Consider the following 20,071-nt stretch of genomic DNA (forward strand, 5'->3'; position numbering starts at 1 on the left):
GCACCGGAGCGGCGGCGGGCGGAGCCGAGGGGGCCTGCGGGGCCGCGGGCTGCGTCTGGCCACCCGGAGCCGGGTCGGCCTGCTGCGGCTCGGGAGCCTTCGCCTCCTCCTGCTGCTCGGTGCTCGGAGCGGGCTCCGGCTCGGTCGCCTGCGCGGCGGCCTCGTCGGAGGAGCCCTGCTCGTCGGCCGAGCCCTGGTCGTCCGAGGAACCGGAGTCGCCGGAGCCGTCGCCGATCTTCACCAGCGCGGTGCCGACCTCGACGGTCTCGTCCTCCTGCACGAGGATCTCCTCGACGACGCCGGCGATCGGCGACGGGATCTCGGTGTCGACCTTGTCGGTCGAGACCTCGAGCAGCGGCTCGTCGACCTCGACCCGGTCACCGACGTTCTTCAGCCATCGGGTGACCGTGCCCTCGGTGACGCTCTCCCCGAGCGCCGGGAGGTTGACGGATTCGCTCATCGGGTGGACTCCTCTTCGCAGGGGTGGTTCGTGGTGGTGGTCATGGTGTTCACAGTGCGTGGAGGGGCTTGCCCGCGAGGTGCAGGAAGGCCTCGCCGAGCGCCTCGTTCTGCGTCGGGTGCGCGTGCACCAGCGGCGCGATGTCCTCGGGGTAGGCCTCCCAGTTGACGGCGAGCTGTGCCTCGCCGATGAGCTCGCCGACGCGCGCGCCGATCATGCTCACCCCGACGACCGGGCCGTCGACCACGCGGACGACCTTCACCGAACCGGAGGTGCCGATGATGTGGCTCTTGCCGTTGCCCGCGAGGTTGTACTCGTACGTGTCCACCTTGTCGGAGCCGTACTGCTCCTCGGCCTTGGCCTGGGAGAGACCGACGGAGGCGACCTCGGGGTCGGAGTAGGTGATCTTCGGGATGTTCGTGTCCGAGATGACGACCGGGTTCAGGCCGGCGATCTCCTCGGCGACGAAGATGCCCTGCTGGAAGCCGCGGTGCGCGAGCTGCAGACCGGGGACGATGTCGCCGACCGCGTAGACGCCCGGGAGGTTGGTGGCGAGGCGCTCGTTCGTCGTGACGAACCCGCGGTCCATCGCGACGCCGACCTCCTCGAAGCCCATGTTCTGGGTGAGCGGGCCACGGCCGACGGCGACCAGGAGGACGTCGCCCTCGAAGGTCTTGCCGTCCTCGAGCGTCACCACGACGCCGTTCTCGTGCTGCTCGACGCCCTGGAAGCGCACCCCGAGCGAGAACTCGATGCCGCGCTTGCGGAACGCGCGCTCGAGCTGCTTCGACATCGACTCGTCCTCGGCCGGGACGAGGTGGGGCAGACCCTCGACGATCGTGACCTCGGCGCCGAACGACTTCCACACGCTGGCGAACTCGACACCGATGACGCCACCACCGAGGATGACGACCTTGTTCGGCACGTAGTCCATCTTCAGCGCGGTCTCGGACGTGATCACGCGGCCGCCGATCTCGAGACCGGGCAGCGACTTCGAGTAGGAGCCCGTGGCGAGCACGACGTTGCGGCCGGTGACCGTCTGGTCGCCGACCTGGACGGTGTTCTGGGAGGTCAGCCGACCCCAGCCCTCGACGACGGTGATCTTCCGCGCCTTGATCAGGCCCTGGAGGCCCTTGTACTTCGACGAGATGACGCCCTGCTGGTACTCGATGACCTTCGGGACCTCGACCCCGGCGAAGTCGGCGACGACGCCGTACTTCTCGGCGTCGCGCGTCGCGTCGGCGACCTCGGCCGCGTGGAGCAGCGCCTTGGTCGGGATGCACCCGCGGTGCAGACACGTCCCTCCGAGCTTGTCTCCCTCGACGAGCGCGACGCTCATCCCGAGCTCGGCGGCCCGGAGCGCTGCGGCGTACCCGCCGCTGCCGCCACCGAGGACCACGACGTCGTAAGTCTGTTCCGTCACCTGGTGCAACTCCCTCGTGCGTGTTCGGGACCGGTCAGGTCCCGTGGACACCGCGGCGAGCGGCGTCCCACGGTCGGACCGTGTGGTTCCGGTCCCGTCCCGTGTGGGTCCGGCGGGGGAGTGCGCGTGCGCGACCGCCCCGCCGGGTCAAACCTACTACCTGGACTGGAGCTCTTCTGCGAGCCGGATGAGCGTGCGGACCATGACGCCCGTGGCGCCCTTCCCGAGCCATCCGTAGCCGCCGCCCTTGTGCTCCGAGGGGCCGGCGATGTCGAGGTGCGCCCACGGGATGCCCTCGCCCACGAAGCGCTCGAGGAACTTGCCGGCGAGCAGCATGCCGCCCGCGGGGTTGCCGACCGTGGCGTTCACCATGTCGGCGACGTCGCTGGCGAGCCGGGCGTCGAGCTCCTCCGGGAGCGGCATCGGCCAGATCGGCTCCGCGACGGCGTCGGCGACCGCGCGGACCCGGGCCACGAGGTCGTCGCTGCCCATCAGCCCGGTGGTGCGGTCACCGAGCGCGACGACCTGCGCCCCGGTCAGCGTCGCGACGTCGACGACGGCGTCGGGCTGTTCGAGCGACGCCGCGGCGATGCCGTCGCCGAGGACGAGTCGCCCCTCGGCGTCGGTGTTCGTCACCTCGACGGTCTTGCCGTTCTTCAGCGTGAGGACGTCCCCGGGGCGGGTGGCGGAACCGGACGGCATGTTCTCGGCGAGGCACAGCCACGCCGTGACCCGGGTGTCGAGCCCGAGCCGTGCGGCCGCGACGGTCGCCGCGAGCACGGTCGCCGCCCCGGTCATGTCGGTCTTCATGCCGAGCATCGACGCGGCGGGCTTGAGCGAGAGCCCGCCGGAGTCGAACGTGATGCCCTTGCCGACGAGGGCGAGGTGCTTGCTCGCCCCGGCGGGCTCGTAGCGGACGACGACGAGCCGCGGCGGACGGACGGAGCCCCGGCCGACGCCGAGGATGCCGCCGAAGCCCTGCTCCTCGAGGGCCTGCTCGTCGAGCACCTCGACCGTCAGCGGCAGGTCTGCGGCGAGCTCCTGGGCGACGGCCGCCACGTCCGCCGGGCCGAGGTCGCCCGCGGCGGTGTTCACGAGGTCGCGGACCGTCGAGGCGGCCTCGGCGACGGCGGACGCCCGCGCCGTGTCGACCGCGACGTCCGCCGGGGCGAGGACGGCGATGCGCTGGTCGCCCCGCGTCGGGCCGGTGGTCCCGGCGCCCTTGTGCCGGGTGAAGGCGTAGGAACCGAGGGCCGCGCCCTCGAGGGCGGCCTCGACGAGCTCCGCGGTGTCGGTCGGCAGCGCGACCGCGATCGACCCGACGAGCGGGAGCTGCCGGACGGCGCTGCCCGCGGCGCTCCGCAGCGCGGCGGCGTCGAGCACGGGGCCGAGGCCGATCAGGGCGACCGAACCGGCGGCGACACCCGTGCCGGGCAGCCGGACGAGCTGGTCCTTCGCGCCGGTGGCGCCGATCGCGGCGAGGTCGAGGTCGGCGAGCACGTCGGCGCCGACGACGGTGGCGGGCCCGCCGTCCACCCCCGGTCGGACCCCGACGACGAGGACGTCGGCCTCGGTTTCGGCTGCGGTGGACGAGACGGTGGAGAGGATCGGTACGACCATGCCCCCAACCCTATCCACGCGTCGTTCGCTGTCGGCGTGGGCGCGGTGCCCTGGAGGCCGTCGCGGCCCGCCTAGCATGGGGACGGTGAGCCACCAGGACGACCTCTACTCCTTCGTGGACGGTGCCCCCGAGGTGCCGGCCGGACTGCACCTCGTCGCGGCGTTGACCGGGTTCGCGGACGCCGGATCGGCCGTGGCGCAGCTGACGACGACGATCGAGGGGTCCCTCGACGGCACCACGCTCGTCGAGTTCGACCCGGACGTGCTGCTCGACTGGCGTGCCCGCCGTCCGGTGATCGCGTTCGCGCACGACCACATCGAGTCGGTCACCGTGCCGCGCCTGACGCTGTCCCTCGTCCGCGACGAGCTCGGCCAGCCGTTCCTGTTCCTGTCCGGCTACGAGCCCGACTTCCGCTGGAACGCCTTCGTGCGGGCCGTCACCGACCTCGCCGAGCAGCTCCAGGTCGTCGACACCACCTGGGTGCAGTCGATCCCGATGCCGGTGCCGCACACCCGTCCGATCCGGATGACGGTGTCCGGCACCCGCGCGGACCTGGTCGAGCAGATGAGCGTGTGGAAGCCGGAGACGCAGGCGCCGGCGAACGTGCTGCACCTGGTGGAGCACCGGCTCGCCGGACGCGGCGCCGAGGTCACCGGCCTCGTCCTGCTCGTCCCGCACTACCTGTCGGACACCGAGTTCCCGGACGCTGGCGTCGCGGCGCTGTCCGCCATCTCGGCGGCCACCGGGCTGATCTTCCCGTCCGACGCGCTGCGCGAGGAGGGGCGGGAGTTCCTCGCCCGCGTCGACGAGCAGGTGGCCGGCAACGGCGAGCTGCAGCGGCTCGTCTCGGTGCTCGAGGAGCGCCACGACGAGTACATGGCGGGCAACCCGCTCGGCTCGCCGCTGACCGGCGTCGACGGACAGGTGCCCACCGCGGACGCCATCGCGGCGGAGCTCGAGCGCTTCCTGGCGGACCGCCGCGGACAGGAGGACGGCACCACCGACTGAGGTGGTGCGCACACGGCGGAGGGGGGCGGGCGACGGACGGACGGCGGGCCTCCCGGCCGATCCGGTCTGGAGGCACGACCCGCCCCCGCCACCCGGCTCGCGTCCTCCACAGGCCGCGTTCTCCACACGCCGCGTTCTCCACAGGCCGGGGCGCGTGGCCGTCGCGGCCACGCCGCGCCGGTAACCTGGCCGCGTGAACTCCCGCCGCGCCTTCCTCGTCTGGGGCGTCGCGGTGCTCGCCTACGTGCTCGCCGTCGTCCAGCGCTCCACGCTGGGGGTCTCGGGCGTCGATGCGCAGGAGCGCTTCGCGGTGTCGGCGGCCGTGCTGTCGACGCTCGCCGTCGTGCAGATCGCCGTGTACGCGGCGCTGCAGATCCCGGTGGGCATCGCGCTCGACCGCTTCGGACCCCGGCGGCTCGTGCTGGTGGGCGCCGCGCTCCTCGTCGCCGGCCAGGCCGTCGTGGCGGTCTCGCCGACGATCGGTCCCGCGGTCGCCGGACGCGTCCTCGTGGGGGCGGGCGACGCGATGACCTTCATCTCCGTGATCCGGCTGCTGCCGATGTGGTTCAGCGGCCGGATCCTGCCGCAGATCTCGCAGTGGACGGGCAACCTCGGTCAGCTCGGGCAGGTGCTGTCGGCGTTCCCGTTCGCCCTGCTCCTGCACACGGCCGGGTGGGGTGTCGCCTACGGGGTGGCCGCGGGTGCGGGAGCCGTCGGCCTGGTGCTCGCGTTCGTGTTCGTCCGCAACGGGCCCGTCCCGGTGCGCACCGGCGCGATCCCGCTCCCGCACTCGTGGAGCGGCGCGTTCCGCACCTTCGGGCACGCGGTCCGTCGTCCGGGCACGCAGCTCGGGTTCTGGTCGCACTACGTCAGCCAGTCGTCCGGAACGGTGTTCTCCCTGCTCTGGGGCGTGCCGATGCTCCGCGGGCTCGGGTACTCGCCGACCGAGGCGGCCGGGTTCCTGACCGTGATCGTCGTCACCGGGTTCGTCGCCGGCCCGGCCCTCGGCGTCCTCTGCGCGCGGTACCCGCTCCGTCGGTCGAACCTCGTGCTCGGCTGCGTCGCGCTCCTCGCGGCGGTGTGGACCGCCGTCCTGGTCTGGCCGGGCCACCCGCCGACCTGGTTGCTCGTGCTGCTCGTCGTGGCGATGGGGATCGGCGGCCCGGGTTCGCTCATCGGGTTCGACTTCGCGCGCTCGTTCAACCCGGTGGGCGCGTTGGGCTCGGCCAACGGACTCGTCAACGTCGGGGGCTTCCTGGCGGCCTTCGTGATGATGTTCCTCATCGGGACCCTGCTCGACGCGGTGTCGCGGGCGACGGGCCGCACGGTCTTCGCGTGGGACAACTTCCGCGTCGCCCTCACGGTGCAGTACGTCGTGGTCGGGTTCGGGGTCGCCATGCTGCTGCACGCCCGGCGCCGGACCCGACGGTTCCTGCACGAGCGGGAGGGAATACGCGTCGGTCCGCTGTGGGTTGCACTCGTTGCACGTGTGCGGAAGCGCGGCGTGCAATAATGACTACGGACCCATCGGCCCCCACGTGACCAACCACTCCTCCGAGTGCGCGGAAACCCGGGGACTTGACATGGGTCCTAGTGCTGCCCGGATTGGTAGGACCGGACGACGCGGGGGACTGCGGCGACGGCCCTGGGCGGCGAGGGAGGCCACGACCCCACGAACGTGGCACGACGAGAGAGGTGATCGCATGGCTGCCCGGAGCACGACGATCGATCCCACGAAGGACACCGCTGCCGCGGACGACGGCACCACCGAGGGCACGACGGCGGACGCCGCCGCGACCGAGGGCACGGCTGCGCCGAAGAAGCGCGCCACCAAGGCACCGGCCAAGAAGGCCGCGCCGAAGAAGACCGCCGCCAAGGGCGGCAAGAAGGCCAAGGCCGAGGACGACGAGGACCTCGACGACGAGCCCGTCGAGCCCGTGGACGAGTCGGCGGACGACACCGCCGACGCCGAGGAGGCCGACGAGGACGCCCCGAAGGACACCAAGGCCGAGGCGGCCGCGGTCGCCGCCGGCGCGCTCGTCATCTCCCAGTCCGACGACGACGAGGCCCCGGTCTACTCGACCACCATCACGGGTGCCACCGCGGACCCGGTGAAGGACTACCTGAAGCAGATCGGCAAGGTCGCGCTGCTCAACGCCGAGCAGGAGGTCGAGCTCGCGATGCGCATCGAGGCCGGTCTGTTCGCCGAGGACAAGCTGCAGCACTCGACCGGCCTGTCCAAGCCCGAGGAGCGCGAGCTCCGGTGGGTCGCCCGTGACGGTCAGCGCGCGAAGTCGCACCTGCTCGGCGCGAACCTCCGCCTCGTCGTCTCGCTCGCGAAGCGCTACACCGGCCGTGGCATGCAGTTCCTGGACCTCATCCAGGAGGGCAACCTCGGTCTCATCCGCGCCGTCGAGAAGTTCGACTACACCAAGGGCTTCAAGTTCTCGACCTACGCGACGTGGTGGATCCGTCAGGCGATCACCCGTGCCATGGCGGACCAGGCGCGCACCATCCGCATCCCGGTGCACATGGTCGAGGTCATCAACAAGCTCGCGCGCGTCCAGCGGCAGATGCTGCAGGACCTCGGTCGCGAACCCACTCCGGAAGAGCTCGCCCGCGAGCTCGACATGACCCCGGAGAAGGTCGTCGAGGTGCAGAAGTACGGCCGCGAGCCGATCTCCCTCCACACGCCGCTCGGCGAGGACGGTGACTCCGAGTTCGGTGACCTCATCGAGGACACCGAGGCGGTCGTGCCGGCCGACGCGGTGGGCTTCACGATGCTGCAGAAGCAGCTCGAGAGCCTGCTCGACTCGCTGTCCGAGCGTGAGGCGGGCGTCATCCGCATGCGCTTCGGGCTCGGCGACGGCCAGCCGAAGACCCTCGACCAGATCGGTGACACGTTCGGCGTGACGCGCGAGCGCATCCGCCAGATCGAGTCGAAGACGATGGCGAAGCTCCGCCACCCGTCGCGGTCGCAGTCGCTGCGCGACTACCTCGAGTAGGCCGATGCGCTTCCTCATCCCGATCATCGTCGGTCGGATCCTCCGTGCCCTCGCTCGTGCGCGGGGCGGGGGGTCCGCCTACCCCGGGTACATCGTCCTCAAGCTCGTGCCGGACTTCCTGCAGCACGTGACGAAGCAGTTCCCGAACGGCGTCGTCTTCGTGCTCGGGTCGAACGGCAAGTCGACGACGACCCACATGATCTCCGACATCGTCCGCGCCCACGGGCTGCGCGTCTTCACGAACCCGTCCGGGGCGAACCTGCCGCAGGGCATCGCGTCGGCGCTCCTCTCCGAGGTGTCGTTGACCGGCCGGCTCAAGGCCGACATCGGCATCCTCGAGGTCGACGAGGCGTTCGCGGTCGAGCTCGCGGGCATCCTGTCGCCGTCCACGGTCACGATGCTCAACGTCCAGGTCGACCAGCTCTACCGGTTCTTCGAGACCGAGCGCGTCGCCACGATGATGCTCGACACCGCGGCGCTCTCCGGACGCAACGTCATCACGAACCGTGACGACCAGTTCCTCGACGCCTACGTCGGCACCCCCGGCCAGCAGGTGCTCCGCTTCGGTGCGAGCGCCGAGGTCGTGGCCGCGGCGCCGAACGGCCTGCAGAACGCCGACGACTTCGACCGGCAGGACGCCGTGCCGAACGTCGCCGACGCCGAGGTCGTGGCACACACCGGCGACGGGGCGACCATCCGGTTCGCCGGCGCCGACATCCCGGTGCGGCTGCCGGCCCGTGGTCTCCACTACGCGGTGGACGCGGCCGCGGCGACCGCGACGGCGAGTGCGGCCCTCGGCGACCAGTTCCGCGCCGACGCGGTGACGAAGGCGTTCGGCACGATGAAGCCGGCGTACGGCCGTGGCGAGCGGCTCCCCATCGCGGGCGAGTCGGCCGAGTTCACGATGTTCAAGAACGCCGCGAGCCTCCAGCTCAACCTCGACGCGCTCCCGGACCGCCCCGAGCAGGTCCTCATGGCGATCGACGAGGGCACGCCGGACATCTCCTGGATCTACGACATCGACTTCTCGAAACTCGACCACGTGGACGTCGTCTCCGGCGACAAGGCCTGGCAGATCGCCATCGCCCTCGAGCACGCGGGCGTCCGGATCGGCATCGTCGAACCCGACGTCGAGAAGGCGATCCGCCGGATGGAGCAGCTCGGCTCGACGACCAGCGGGACGAAGAACTTCATCGTCAACTACGAGATCATGATGATCGCCCGCAAGGCCCTCGGCCACCCGGACATGGAGAAGACGGCATGACCGCCGACCGGTTGACCATCCTGCACGTGTACCCGCGGCAGATGGGCGTCTCGGGGGACCGCGGCAACGTCGCAGCCCTCGTCCGCCGAGCCGGGGCCGCCGACATCGCCACCGAGGTCGTCGAGTACGCCCCGGGCGACCCCCTGCCCACCACGGCGGACGTCGTCGTGATCGGCAACGGCCCGCTCAGCGCGATGCGGTCCCTCGGAGCCGACGTCGCACGCGTCGGGGCACCGCTCCGCGAGCTCGCGGCCGCCGGGGTCCCCGTCGTCGCGGTCGGCGGCGGATTCGACCTGTCGACGAACACGGTGGTCGCGACCGACGGCGCCGACGTCACGGGGTTCGGGATCTTCGACGCCCGAGCCGTCCGCGGTGCCGAGCGTCGCGTGAACTACTTCGTCCTCGAGACCCGCTACCCGTTGCTCGGCGGTGCCCCCACCCGCATCGCCGGGTTCGAGGACCACGCCACCCGCATCGAGCTCGCCGACGGTGTCAGCCCGTTCGCCGACGTCGTGTCGGGCGGCGGCAACCAGGCGGGCGTCCCGGTCGAGGGCGCGATCGTCGGGAACTCCTTCGGCACCCACACGCAAGGCCCGATCCTGCCGCTCAACCCGCAGCTGACCGACGGGGTCCTCGCCGCCGCGGCGGCCCGACTCGGACGCGAGTACGCGCCCGACGCCGAGCGCACGGCGTGGATCGACCGGTACGCGCGCGAAGCGCGGGCCACCATCGACCGCTACGTCGACAAGGCGTTCAAGCGGATCGCCTGACGGCGACCGGACGACAGACGGGAGGCGCGGTGCCAGCTGGCACCGCGCCTCCCGTCTGTGGTGTCGGACGCTACTTCGACTCGTAGAGTCGGCTGCTCTCGTCGTGCCACTCGATGGCGGTGGCGGCGAGCTTGTCCTTGAACTGTGCGCCGTGGTGCGCGCAGAAGAGGAGTTCGCCGCTGGCCATGGTGGCTCGGATGTAGGCCTGCGCTCCGCAGCTGTCGCAGCGGTCAGCAGCGGTGAGCTGGTTGCTGCCGAATTCGTCGATGGAGAGGTCCTGCACGGTCTGGGTCATTGCTGTGCTCCTCACGGATCGCAGGTCGGGTGCCGGTGGTTCCACCCAACGGGTGCCGGTTGCTGACCATTTCAACACGTGATGCCTGGATGTACGGCACGATCGGGGCACGTTTCGCTCAGCGCGGACCCGCTGTCCCCAGACAGAGTGTCAGCGCCGTGGGTGTCGGTGCGGCTCAGTAGCATCGTCGGGTGAGCTCCGACTACTCCGCGCGTCATCTCTCCGTCCTCGAAGGGCTCGAGGCGGTCCGCAAGCGTCCGGGCATGTACATCGGGTCGACCGACTCGCGCGGGCTCATGCACTGCCTCTGGGAGATCATCGACAACTCCGTGGACGAAGCCCTCGCCGGGTACGGCGACGAGATCGGTGTCGTGCTGCACGAGGACGGCTCGGTCGAGGTGCAGGACACCGCCCGGGGCATCCCGGTCGACGTCGAGCCGAAGACCGGGCTGACCGGTGTCGAGGTCGTGTTCACCAAGCTGCACGCCGGCGGCAAGTTCGGCTCCGGCTCCTACGCGGCGTCCGGCGGGCTCCACGGGGTCGGTGCCTCCGTCGTCAACGCGCTGTCGGAGCGGCTCGATGTCGAGGTCGACCGTGGCGGCAAGACCTACGCGATGTCGTTCCACCGCGGCGAACCGGGCACGTTCTCGGGTGACGGGCCCGACGCACCCTTCACGCCGTTCACCTCGGGCAGCGAGTTGCGCGTGGTCGGCAAGGTCAAGAAGGGCGTGACCGGATCGCGCATCCGGTACTGGGCCGACCGGCAGATCTTCACCCCGGACGCCCGCTTCAGCACGCAAGACCTCGTGAACCGCGCCCGGCAGACCGCCTTCCTGGTGCCGGGGCTCGGCATCACCATCACCGATGCGCGGCCCTCGTCGATCGAGGCCGCCGCGGCGCGCGCCGTCGCCACGGGGGCGCCGGTCGAGTCCGGCCCCGTGATCGAGCGCTTCCGCTACGAGGGCGGGATCAGTGAGTTCGTCGAGCACCTCGCCGTCGACTCCGCCGTGACCGACGTCTGGCGCATCCAGGGCACTGGGACCTTCACGGAGACCGTGCCGATGCTCGACGACCAGGGCCACATGGTGTCCACCGCGGTGTCGCGCGAGTGCGAGGTCGACCTGGCACTCCGCTGGGGCACCGGCTACGAGACCGCCTTCCGCAGCTTCGTGAACATCATCGCGACGCCGAAGGGTGGGACGCACCAGAACGGCTTCGAGTCCGGGGTCGTCAAGGCCGTCCGCGCCCAGGTCGAGGCGAACGCCCGCAAGCTCAAGGTCGGACAGGACAAGCTCGAGAAGGACGACGTCCTCGCGGGGATGACCGCCGTGCTCACCGTCCGCCTGCCCGAGCCGCAGTTCGAGGGGCAGACGAAGGAGGTCCTCGGCACGCCCGCGGTCCGGAAGATCGTCGACCAGGTCGTGTCGAAGCGCCTCACCGAGATCCTGACGTCGACCCAGCGCGCCGAGAGGGCCCAGGCCGCAACGCTGCTCGAGAAGGTCGTCGCCGAGATGAAGACCCGCATCTCCGCACGTGCCCACAAGGAGACCCAGCGGCGGAAGAACGCGCTCGAGAACTCCTCGCTGCCGACGAAGCTCGCCGACTGCCGCAAGCAGGACGCCGAGGGCACCGAGCTCTTCATCGTCGAGGGCGACTCCGCGCTCGGCACCGCCAAGCTCGCCCGCAACAGCGAGTACCAGGCGCTGCTGCCGATCCGGGGCAAGATCCTCAACGTGCAGAAGGCGTCCGTGTCCGACATGCTCTCGAACGCCGAGTGCGCGTCGATCATCCAGGTGATCGGCGCCGGATCGGGTCGGACGTTCGAGATCGACCAGGCCCGCTACGGCAAGGTCATCATCATGTCCGACGCCGACGTCGACGGGGCGCACATCCGCACGCTCCTGCTGACGCTGTTCTTCCGGTACATGCGGCCGATGATCGAGCAGGGCCGGGTCTTCGCCGCCGTCCCGCCGCTGCACCGGGTCGTCGTGGTGAACCGCGGCAAGGCGAACGACACGCTCTACACCTACTCCGAGGCCGAGCTGCAGGCGGTGCTGAAGAAGCTCGAGAAGCAGGGCAAGAAGTACCAGGAGCCGATCCAGCGGTACAAGGGTCTGGGGGAGATGGACGCCGACCAGCTCGCCGAGACCACGATGGACCGCACGCACCGGACGCTCCGGCGGGTGAACGTGCCCGACGCCGAGAACGCGGCGAAGGTGTTCGAGCTGCTGATGGGGAACGACGTCGCGCCGCGCAAGGAGTTCATCCTGGCCGGCGAGGGCCTCGACCGCGACCGCATCGACGCGTAGTCGGGCGCGCGCACTGCGCGGCCGCTGACGACCGGTGGCCGGTGTGTCGCGGTCGCTCTCGGCGCGCGGGCGTTCGCGCTGCGAAAGCGACAGCGTGGCGGGCCGTGGTGTCGTCCCTGCTGCGGAAGCGACAGAGTGCTGGCGGCGGACGCGTGGGATCTGTCGCTTTCGCAAAAGCGACAGAGTGCTGGCGGCGGACGCGTGCGAACTGTCGCTTTCGCGAAAGCGACAGATGCCGCGACCGCGCCGACCGCCGCCCCGCGCCGCGCGCGGCCTACGCCTCGCCGGCGGTCCCGTCGAGCGCCGCCGCGCTCCCGCCGATCGTGCCGACCACGGCGTCGAGCGGGCTGCCCGAGCCGTCGCGCTTCGACAACCAGTCGGGCAGGGTCCGTGCGGCGCCGTCCGGTCCCACCGCGTGCGGCGGTGCGATGCCCGCCCACGCCACGGTGAGCCCGTCCTCGCCCTTCAGGAACGCGTGCGCCCGGACACCCTGGGTCGCGCGGCCCTTTGCCGGGAACTCCGTCAGCGCCGACACCTTCGCGCGCCCGTTGTCGGTGCCCGGCAGCGCCGAGGACGACGTCGACACGGTGGCGACCACGGCGTCGTCGGACCGGGGGACCGCGCCGAACCAGATCACCGACGCTCCGGCAGCCAGCGCCACGCCCGCGACACCACCGGCGGGGAGCCCTTGCGGTCGGACGCCCGACGCGGGGAACCGCAGGAGCTGCGCGTTCGACGTGATGAACACGAGGTCCTCGTCCTCCGGTGCCTGCGTGGCACCGACGACCGAGTCGCCCGGCTTCAACCCGATGGCGACGACCTCGGGCTTGTCCGGCCAGGCCCCCGCGACGACGCGCTTGACGACGCCCTGCGCGGTGCCGATCGCGAGCGAGTCCTCGGAGCCGAGGGCGATCAGCGCGACGACGGTCTCCGTCTTCGGCACGCCGAGGTACTCGGTGACCCGGACACCCGCGTCGAGTCGGACGGAGGCGGGCGGGACCGCGGGCACGTCGACCGGCGAGAACCGCAGCACGCGGCCCGTCGAGGTCAGCGCCCCGAGCTCACCGCGGACCGTCGAGACCACCGAGGACCGCACGGCGTCGTGCTTCGAGCGCTTCGGCACGCGCACGATCCCGAGGTCGGTCTCCGGGATGTCGACGCGGACGAGCCGCCCCGTGGTGGAGAGGATGACGCGGCAGGGGGAGTCGGCGATCTGCAGCGACTCCGGGTCCACCGCGGCCTTGCGTCCGCCGCGGACCGGGGCGTCGGCCTCGGTCAGGAGCGTGCGGCGCGGCGTCGCGAACCGGTCGGACACCTCGGTCAGCTCGAGCGACACCTGGGCGCGGAGGCGTTCGTCGGAGCCGAGCAGTTCCTCCAGGGCGGCGATATCGGCGAGGAGCTGGTCGCGCTCGCCCTCGAGCTCGAGGCGCGAGAACTTCGTCAGTCGACGCAGCCGGAGCTCGAGGATGTACTCGGCCTGCACCTCGGACAGGTCGAACACCGTCTGCAGGCGGGAGCGTGCGGCCTCGGAGTCGTCGGAGGAGCGGATGACCTCGATGACCTCGTCGATGTCGAGGATCGCGACGAGCAGGCCCTCGACGAGGTGCAGCCGTTCGCGACGCCGCGCCAGCCGGTACTCCGACCGTCGGGTGACGACGGACAGACGGTGCCGCACGTACACGTCGAGCAGGTCGCGGAGCCCGAGGGTCCGCGGCGACCCGTCGACGAGCGCGACGTTGTTGATCCCGAAGCCGTCCTCGAGCGGGGTGTGCTTGTACAGCTGCTCGAGCACGGCGGTGGGGTTGAACCCGGACTTGATCTCGATGACGAGGCGCAGGCCGTGGTTGCGGTCGGTGAGGTCCTTGACGTCCGAGATGCCCACGAGCTTCTTGGACTGGACACCGTCCTTGACCTTCTCGATCACGCGCTCCGGCCCCACCAGGTACGGCAGCTCGGTGACGACGAGCCCGGCCTTGCGCGGCGTGAGGTTCTCGACGCTGACCTTGGCCCGGGTGCGGAACGAGCCGCGGCCGGTGGCGTACGCGTCGCGGACCCCGGAGAGCCCGACGATCGTGCCGCCGCCGGGCAGGTCCGGCCCCGGCACGAACTCCATCAGTTCCTCGAGCGAGGCCTGCGGGTTCATGAGGAGGTGCTTCGCGGCCTCGACGACCTCGCCGAGGTTGTGCGGCGCCATGTTCGTCGCCATGCCCACCGCGATGCCCGACGCGCCGTTGACCAGCAGGTTCGGGAACGCCGCCGGCAGGACCCCCGGCTGCATGATCTGGTTGTCGTAGTTCGGGACGAAGTCGACGACGTCCTCGCCCAGGCCCTCCGTCATCGCCATCGACGGTTCGGCGAGTCGCGCCTCGGTGTACCGCGCCGCGGCCGGGCCGTCGTCGAGCGAGCCGAAGTTGCCGTGGCCGTCGACGAGCGGCACGCGCATCGTGAACGGCTGCGCCATCCGCACGAGGGCGTCGTAGATCGCGCTGTCGCCGTGCGGGTGCAGCTTGCCCATCACCTCGCCCGTCACACGGGCGCTCTTGACGTGCCCGCGGTCCGGCCGGAGCCCCATCTCGGACATCTGGTAGAGGATGCGGCGCTGCACCGGCTTGAGGCCGTCGCGCGCGTCCGGCAGTGCCCGGGAGTAGATGACGGAGTACGCGTACTCGAGGAACGAGCCCTGCATCTCCTCGGAGACGTCGACGTCCTCGATGCGCTCACCGTCGGGCAGGCCGACTGCTTCCGTGCGTGCCATGGGACCTTTCTGGGAGGATCGTGGGGTGCCCCCCAGCGTACCGACGGCCCCCGACGCCACCGCGAACCTCGCCGACGTGATCCCGAGTTGCCTCGTCGCGCTCGGCGCCGCGGACGCCGCGTGGGTGCGGGAGCACGGACTGGAGGCACGGATCACCCTCCGTCCCGCCCGCTCGGCCATCGTCGTGCTGGTCGACGGCCTCGGTGCGGGAGCGTTGCAGGCACGCGCCGGGCACGCGCGATGGCTCGCGGCGCCGCCGGCGCACGGCACGGCCAAGCGGCTGCGGAGCGGTTTCCCCACGACGACCGCCGCGGCCCTCAGCACCCTGACCACCGGTCGGCCGCCGGGCTCGCACGGCGTCGTCGGGTACAGCGGGTGGAACCCGGACACCGGGCAGGTGATGAACCTGCTCAGCGGCTGGGACGACGAGGTGCCGGCGGACTGGTTCCTCGGTGAGACGCTCTTCACGCGCGCGCACGCCCTCGGCGTCGAGGCGGTCGTGGTCGGCCCGGGTCGCTACCGGGCCTCGGGCATGACGGCGAACGTCCTCGGCGGCGCGCGGTACGTGCCGGCGGACACGATCGCCCAGCGGGTCGACGCCGCGCTGGCCGAGACCGCGACCGGTCGTTCCCTCGTGTACCTCTACGTCCCCGAGCTCGACTCGATCGGGCACAAGCGCGGGTGGGAGTCCGACCGGTGGACGGCCGAGCTCGAGCTGCTCGACGGCGAGCTGTCCCGCCTCGACGCCCGGTTGCCCGGCGACGTCGGCGTCGTCGTGACGGCGGACCACGGCGTCCTCGACGTCCCGGAGCACGCCAACCTCGCGATGGACCCGGTCCTCCTCGCCGACGTCGTGGGCATCGCCGGCGACCCGCGCTGCCGACAGCTGGCCGTCGCCCCCGGCACCGACGTCCCCGCCCTGGTGGCGGCGTGGCGGACCCGGTACGGCAAGAAGGCGTACGTGGCGACCCGCGACGAGGCGGTGGCGGCCGGCTGGTTCGGCGCCGTCGACGACCGGGTGCTGCCGCGGATCGGCGACGTCATCGTGGTGGCGCGCGGTTCGTGGGCGTTCAACGACGACCGGGCGCTGCGGCCGGGCGAGGTGCCGAAGCGCATGGTCGGCCAGCACGGCGCCATGACCGACGAGGAGACCTTCGTGCCGCTCCGCCTGGCCGGCGCGTTCGTGGCCTGAGCGCCGCCGCCCTGGACGGCACCGCTCCCTGCACGGCACCGCCCCGTCAACGGCACCGCCCCGTCACGCGACGAGCGTGACGGGGCGGGTGCGTGCCTCCAGTCCGGACCTGCCGGACCGCGCGGATCAGGCCGGGTCCTCCGGACGCGTGCCGAAGACGATCTCGTCCCAGCTCGGCATCGAACGACGGTTGCGCTTCTTGCGCTCCGGTCGACCGTCGGCCTCCGGGGCGGACGTGGGGCGGGCCTCCGGCTGCGGCGCCGTGTCCGAGGTGTCCTCGAAGCCCTGCAGCGGGATGTCCACCACACCGATCGAGGTTCCGCGCGGCTCCTCCTGGTGCTCCGTGAAGGCGGCGGCCTCGCGCTCCCCACGGCGGCGGCGGAGGGCCTCGAGGAGGTCGGCTGTCTCGTTGCCGGGAGCGCGCTCCTCGGGCGTGGACGCACCGATGCGGGGGAGCGGGGCGCGCAGGGGAGCCCGCTCCGCCACCTCGGGGTCGACGACGTCCGCGTCGGGCTCGTCGACCCGGAACGCGCCCGAGTCGAACCGGGTGCCGTCCGTGTCCTGGTGGTCGTACTCGACGGCGCGCAGGCGCGGGGCGATGCCCTCGTCGTCGGTGTGCGAGAGCCGGTGCGCGTCCCCGTTGTCCGGCACGAGCGTCGAGGTCTTCGGGTCGAAGTGCCACTGCGCGTCGTGCTCGACCTCGCCGGCGGTGTAGCGGACCCGCACCTGCCAGCCGTTCTCCACGTGCTTCCACGACGCCCACTCGATCCCCGAGGCCTCGCCGGCCTCGAGCTTCGCCGTGATCGCCGCGCCGAAGGTGTCGGGGGACTCGTCGTCGACCGGGGTGACGTGGACCCGGTGTGCGGCGTCGAGGATGAACGCGCGCTCGGCGAGCACGGGCCCCTCGAACCGCCGGACGTACTCGACGTCGACGTCCAGCGCGGCCGCGACGTCGGCGGCGTCGGCGCCGCCGCGGATCCGGGCCTGCACGTCCTTGGGGGAGACGCGCTTCTGCGGGCCGCCCTCGGGGTTCGCCTGCCGGACCTGGCCCGGGAGGGACGAGGTGACGGGCAGCCGGTACTCCGTGCCGCCGTCCGTCGCGAGCAGGAGTGCGCCCGACTCCACTCCGATGACTCTCAGGTCCTGCATGGTTCCGCCTTCCGATGCGTGCGTACGGTCGTGCGTCGTACCCCGTGAGTATGCAGGGGGACGGGCACGATCCCGGGGAGGCGCACGGGCGTGCCGTGTCAGTCCCGTGCAGACGTCCCCGGGACGCGGGAATGGCAGGGCGGCACGACGGGTTGCACGGCCGTGACGACCCGCTGGAACACTCGGTTTGCGCTCTGACGGGTCGTGGTGCAAACTGTCGCCGCCGATCACCGGCGACGACCTCTCGATACGAGAAATGGATGGGCATGGCCACCGATTACGACGCCCCCCGGAAGACCGACGACTCCTCTGACTCGGAGTCGATCGAGGCTCTGAAGGAGCGCGTCCCCGACAAGATGTCGGGCGTCGTCGACGATGATTCCGACAACCCGGGCTCGTTCGAGCTCGCCGGTCAGGACCTCTCCGACGTCGACCTCGACGTCGTCGTCCTCCCGCCCCAGGTCGACGAGTTCACCTGCGTCGAGTGCTTCCTGGTCAAGCACCGCTCGCAGCTCGACCACGAGTCGAAGCTCGGTCCGGTCTGCGCGGAGTGCGCGGCACTGTAGCAACTCACAGTCACGACGACCCCGTCACCGGTGTGGTGGCGGGGTCTTCTGCGTGCGGGGGTGTGCCGGCTGCCGGATCGCGCGTGGGTTGCCTGTCGCTCGCGGGGTGCCGAACCGCTCGTAGGTGACCGAATCGCGCGTGGGTTGCCGAATCGCTCGTAGGAGGTCGATTCTTTCGACCTCCTACGAGCGATTCGGTTTTCTACTGCGGACGCTATGGGAAGGAACGCTCGCCGACGCTGGCACGCGGTGGCGCGGGGACGGACGGGAGGCACGTGGCGGCGCCGCCACGTGCCTCCCGTCCGTCCCGGCCACCGGCTGCACGACGCGCCGCGTTGCGCCCCGGGCGCCGCGTTGCGCCCGGGCCGCCCCGGGCGCTGCACCCCGCCTGCGCCTGCAGCGCCCCCGCGTCAGCTCCGCAGCGCCGCGACCACACGCTCCGGGTGCCGCACGCTCACGAGCCAGTACGGCGTCGGGTCGGCCTCGTCCCGGACCTCGACCTTGACCACCCCGCGCACGTACCCGCGAAACAGCGTCCACGCCCGGGCGTCGAGCTGCGGCCCGCGCTGCGCCGTCGCCTCCGCACCGTCGTAGCCGTCGACCTCGCCGACCGCCGTCCTCGGCAGGTGCGCACGGCCCGCGCGGAACTCGGTGTCCGTGACCTCGACGGTCGGCGCGAGGGCCCACAGGAGCACGAGCACGCCGATCTCCATGCCGATCGCCACGAGCACCCCGGCGAGCACGCTGATCGGGAGGAAGACGAGCAGGCTGGCGGGGATGACGAGGGCCGTCGCCAGGTAGAGCGCGGGCGGCGCCCAGAGTCGTTCGCGGTACAGGGTCACGGGGTCCATCCCACCACGACTCGGGCCACATCACGGAACGGTCACGCCCTGCACTACCCTCGACACGTGACCGAACCAGTCGACGTGCTCTGGACCGGGGAGAACCCTCCCGGCTACGCCCACCCCGGGGACGCCGGCGGCGACCTCGTCTCCGCCGAGGCCCTCGTGCTGCAGCCGGGTGAGCGGCGGCTGGTCGGGACGGGCCTGCGGATCGCGCTCCCCGAGGGGTACGCGGCGTTCGTGGTCCCGCGGAGCGGCCTCGCGGCGAAGCACGGCATCACGATCGTGAACGCGCCGGGCACGATCGACGCGGGCTACCGCGGGGAGGTCAAGGTCGCGCTCCTCAACACCGACGCCTCCGAACCCTACGAGGTGCACGTCGGCGACCGCATCGCGCAGATGATCGTCATGCCCGTGCCCCGGGTGTCGTTCACGCGTGTCGACGAACTGCCCGACAGCGTGCGCGGCCAGGGCGGGTTCGGCTCGTCGGGCTACGGTGACCGGAGCGCTCCCGTCAGCAGCGCCGCAGACAACGTCCAGGAAGGGACCCACGCATGAAGTTCGGTCGACGCAAGCGTGACGAGGTCGAGGTGGCGGACGCCGTCGCCGACGACGTGGAGGTCGCCGAGACGACGCCCGAGGTGGACATCGCCACCGACGCCGACGCCGGGGTCGACGAGGTCGACGAGGTCGCGGCCACCGACAAGTCCGCCCCCGCGGACCGCGCGGAGAACGGCCCCCACGACGAGACCGAGGCGAACCTCGTCCGTCCGTACGTCGACCTCGGCGGGGTGAAGGTCCTCCCGCGCGAGGGACTGCACCTCCGCCTCGAGGTCGAGGAGGGCTCGCAGCGGGTCGTCGCCGTCGGGCTCGACTACGACGAGTCGACGCTCCAGGTCCAGCCGTTCGCCGCCCCGCGCTCGACCGGGCTCTGGCACGAGATCCGGGCGCAGATCGCCGAGCAGATCGAACGCCAGGGCGGTGTCGTCGACGAGGTCGACGGGCCCTTCGGTCCGGAGCTGCGCGCCCAGGTTCCGGTCGCGACCGGCGGCGGCGTCACGGAGGGGTCGCGTCCCGCCCGCTTCATCGGCGTGGACGGACCCCGGTGGTTCCTGCGCGGCGTGATCGCCGGCAAGGCCGCCGAGCAGCCCGACGACGCGACGGAGATCGAGGAACTGTTCCGCAGCGTCGTGGTGGTGCGTGGCACCACCCCGATGCCGCCGCGCGACCTCATCCCGCTGCACATGCCCAAGTCCGCCCAGTCGGCCGTCTAGACCGCCGGGAGGCACGGTGCGGGACCACGAGGACCACCCACGACCCGACGCGGGTGCGTCGGGCGCGGCGCGCGGCACGGGTGCGTCGGGCGCGGCGCGCGGCGCGGGTGCGGCCGGCGATGCGGCCGAGGCCGACCG

17 protein-coding genes are annotated in these 20,071 nt (G+C 71.8%); 10 read left to right on the forward strand and 7 right to left on the reverse strand.

Annotation, left to right across the window (positions count from 1 at the left end):
• The 3 genes from Csp2054_RS16910 to Csp2054_RS16920 all read right to left on the reverse strand — a co-directional run.
• On the reverse strand, positions 1-460 hold a 460-nt coding region (locus Csp2054_RS16910), incomplete at its 3' end, for a biotin/lipoyl-containing protein (protein ID WP_317951784.1).
• A 49-nt stretch (positions 461-509) separates the two neighbouring features.
• Entirely contained in the window at positions 510-1,883 is a 1,374-nt protein-coding gene (gene lpdA / locus Csp2054_RS16915) for a dihydrolipoyl dehydrogenase (RefSeq protein ID WP_096900729.1), read from the reverse strand.
• A 156-nt stretch (positions 1,884-2,039) separates the two neighbouring features.
• A complete protein-coding gene (locus Csp2054_RS16920; RefSeq protein ID WP_096900730.1) occupies positions 2,040-3,503 on the reverse strand; it encodes a leucyl aminopeptidase in 1,464 nt (487 codons plus the stop codon).
• 76 nt (positions 3,504-3,579) lie between these two features.
• Between Csp2054_RS16920 and Csp2054_RS16925 the strand changes: the two genes are divergently transcribed.
• The 5 genes from Csp2054_RS16925 (at position 3,580) to Csp2054_RS16945 (ending at position 9,551) form a co-directional block, all read left to right on the forward strand.
• The gene (locus tag Csp2054_RS16925) at positions 3,580-4,512 is read left to right on the forward strand and encodes a proteasome assembly chaperone family protein (RefSeq protein ID WP_096900731.1); all 933 of its coding nucleotides are present in this window, start codon (positions 3,580-3,582) and stop codon (positions 4,510-4,512) included.
• Positions 4,513-4,705: 193 nt separating this feature from the next.
• On the forward strand, positions 4,706-6,025 hold the full coding sequence (locus Csp2054_RS16930; protein ID WP_096900732.1) for an MFS transporter: 1,320 nt from the start codon (positions 4,706-4,708) through the stop codon (positions 6,023-6,025).
• A 190-nt stretch (positions 6,026-6,215) separates the two neighbouring features.
• Complete coding sequence (locus Csp2054_RS16935; protein WP_096900733.1) at positions 6,216-7,517, forward strand: RNA polymerase sigma factor; 1,302 nt, start codon at positions 6,216-6,218, stop codon at positions 7,515-7,517.
• Between the two features lie 4 nt (positions 7,518-7,521).
• Positions 7,522-8,781, forward strand: coding sequence for a MurT ligase domain-containing protein (locus Csp2054_RS16940; RefSeq protein WP_096900734.1), 1,260 nt, complete (start codon positions 7,522-7,524; stop codon positions 8,779-8,781).
• Positions 8,778-9,551: a type 1 glutamine amidotransferase gene (locus Csp2054_RS16945; RefSeq protein WP_096900735.1), complete on the forward strand. Its 774-nt coding sequence runs from the start codon at positions 8,778-8,780 to the stop codon at positions 9,549-9,551. Before Csp2054_RS16940 ends, Csp2054_RS16945 begins: the two co-directional genes overlap by 4 nt.
• Positions 9,552-9,621: 70 nt before the next feature.
• Here the strand turns inward: Csp2054_RS16945 and Csp2054_RS16950 are convergent, their stop codons facing one another.
• The gene (locus Csp2054_RS16950; protein WP_096900736.1) at positions 9,622-9,846 is read right to left on the reverse strand and encodes a hypothetical protein; all 225 of its coding nucleotides are present in this window, start codon (positions 9,844-9,846) and stop codon (positions 9,622-9,624) included.
• 191 nt (positions 9,847-10,037) lie between these two features.
• On the opposite strand from Csp2054_RS16950, the gene Csp2054_RS16955 reads away from it, so the two are divergent.
• On the forward strand, positions 10,038-12,155 hold the full coding sequence (locus Csp2054_RS16955) for a type IIA DNA topoisomerase subunit B (protein WP_096900737.1): 2,118 nt from the start codon (positions 10,038-10,040) through the stop codon (positions 12,153-12,155).
• A 274-nt stretch (positions 12,156-12,429) separates the two neighbouring features.
• On the opposite strand, the gene Csp2054_RS16960 is transcribed toward Csp2054_RS16955, so the two are convergent.
• Complete coding sequence (locus Csp2054_RS16960; RefSeq protein WP_096900738.1) at positions 12,430-14,910, reverse strand: DNA topoisomerase (ATP-hydrolyzing) subunit A; 2,481 nt, start codon at positions 14,908-14,910, stop codon at positions 12,430-12,432.
• A gap of 25 nt (positions 14,911-14,935) precedes the next feature.
• On the opposite strand from Csp2054_RS16960, the gene Csp2054_RS16965 reads away from it, so the two are divergent.
• Positions 14,936-16,102, forward strand: coding sequence for an alkaline phosphatase family protein (locus Csp2054_RS16965; RefSeq protein ID WP_176491768.1), 1,167 nt, complete (start codon positions 14,936-14,938; stop codon positions 16,100-16,102).
• A gap of 126 nt (positions 16,103-16,228) precedes the next feature.
• Here Csp2054_RS16965 and sepH read toward each other — a convergent pair whose 3' ends face one another.
• Positions 16,229-17,251, reverse strand: a complete 1,023-nt coding sequence (gene sepH / locus Csp2054_RS16970; protein ID WP_096900739.1) for a septation protein SepH — start codon at positions 17,249-17,251, stop codon at positions 16,229-16,231.
• Positions 17,252-17,517: 266 nt separating this feature from the next.
• On the opposite strand from sepH, the gene Csp2054_RS16975 reads away from it, so the two are divergent.
• Positions 17,518-17,817, forward strand: a complete 300-nt coding sequence (locus Csp2054_RS16975) for a DUF4193 domain-containing protein (RefSeq protein ID WP_031272446.1) — start codon at positions 17,518-17,520, stop codon at positions 17,815-17,817.
• A 410-nt stretch (positions 17,818-18,227) separates the two neighbouring features.
• Here Csp2054_RS16975 and Csp2054_RS16980 read toward each other — a convergent pair whose 3' ends face one another.
• The gene (locus tag Csp2054_RS16980; protein WP_255252798.1) at positions 18,228-18,668 is read right to left on the reverse strand and encodes a DUF3093 domain-containing protein; all 441 of its coding nucleotides are present in this window, start codon (positions 18,666-18,668) and stop codon (positions 18,228-18,230) included.
• Positions 18,669-18,725: 57 nt separating this feature from the next.
• Between Csp2054_RS16980 and dut the strand changes: the two genes are divergently transcribed.
• Both dut and Csp2054_RS16990 read left to right on the forward strand, forming a co-directional pair.
• Entirely contained in the window at positions 18,726-19,217 is a 492-nt protein-coding gene (dut, locus tag Csp2054_RS16985) for a dUTP diphosphatase (RefSeq protein ID WP_096900740.1), read from the forward strand.
• Positions 19,214-19,933 (forward strand): DUF3710 domain-containing protein, encoded by a 720-nt coding sequence (locus Csp2054_RS16990; protein WP_255252799.1) that lies wholly within the window; start codon positions 19,214-19,216, stop codon positions 19,931-19,933. Before dut ends, Csp2054_RS16990 begins: the two co-directional genes overlap by 4 nt.
• Positions 19,934-20,071: the final 138 nt, after the last annotated feature.

This window comes from Curtobacterium sp. 'Ferrero' (assembly GCF_002412165.1).
GTDB lineage: Bacteria > Actinomycetota > Actinomycetes > Actinomycetales > Microbacteriaceae > Curtobacterium.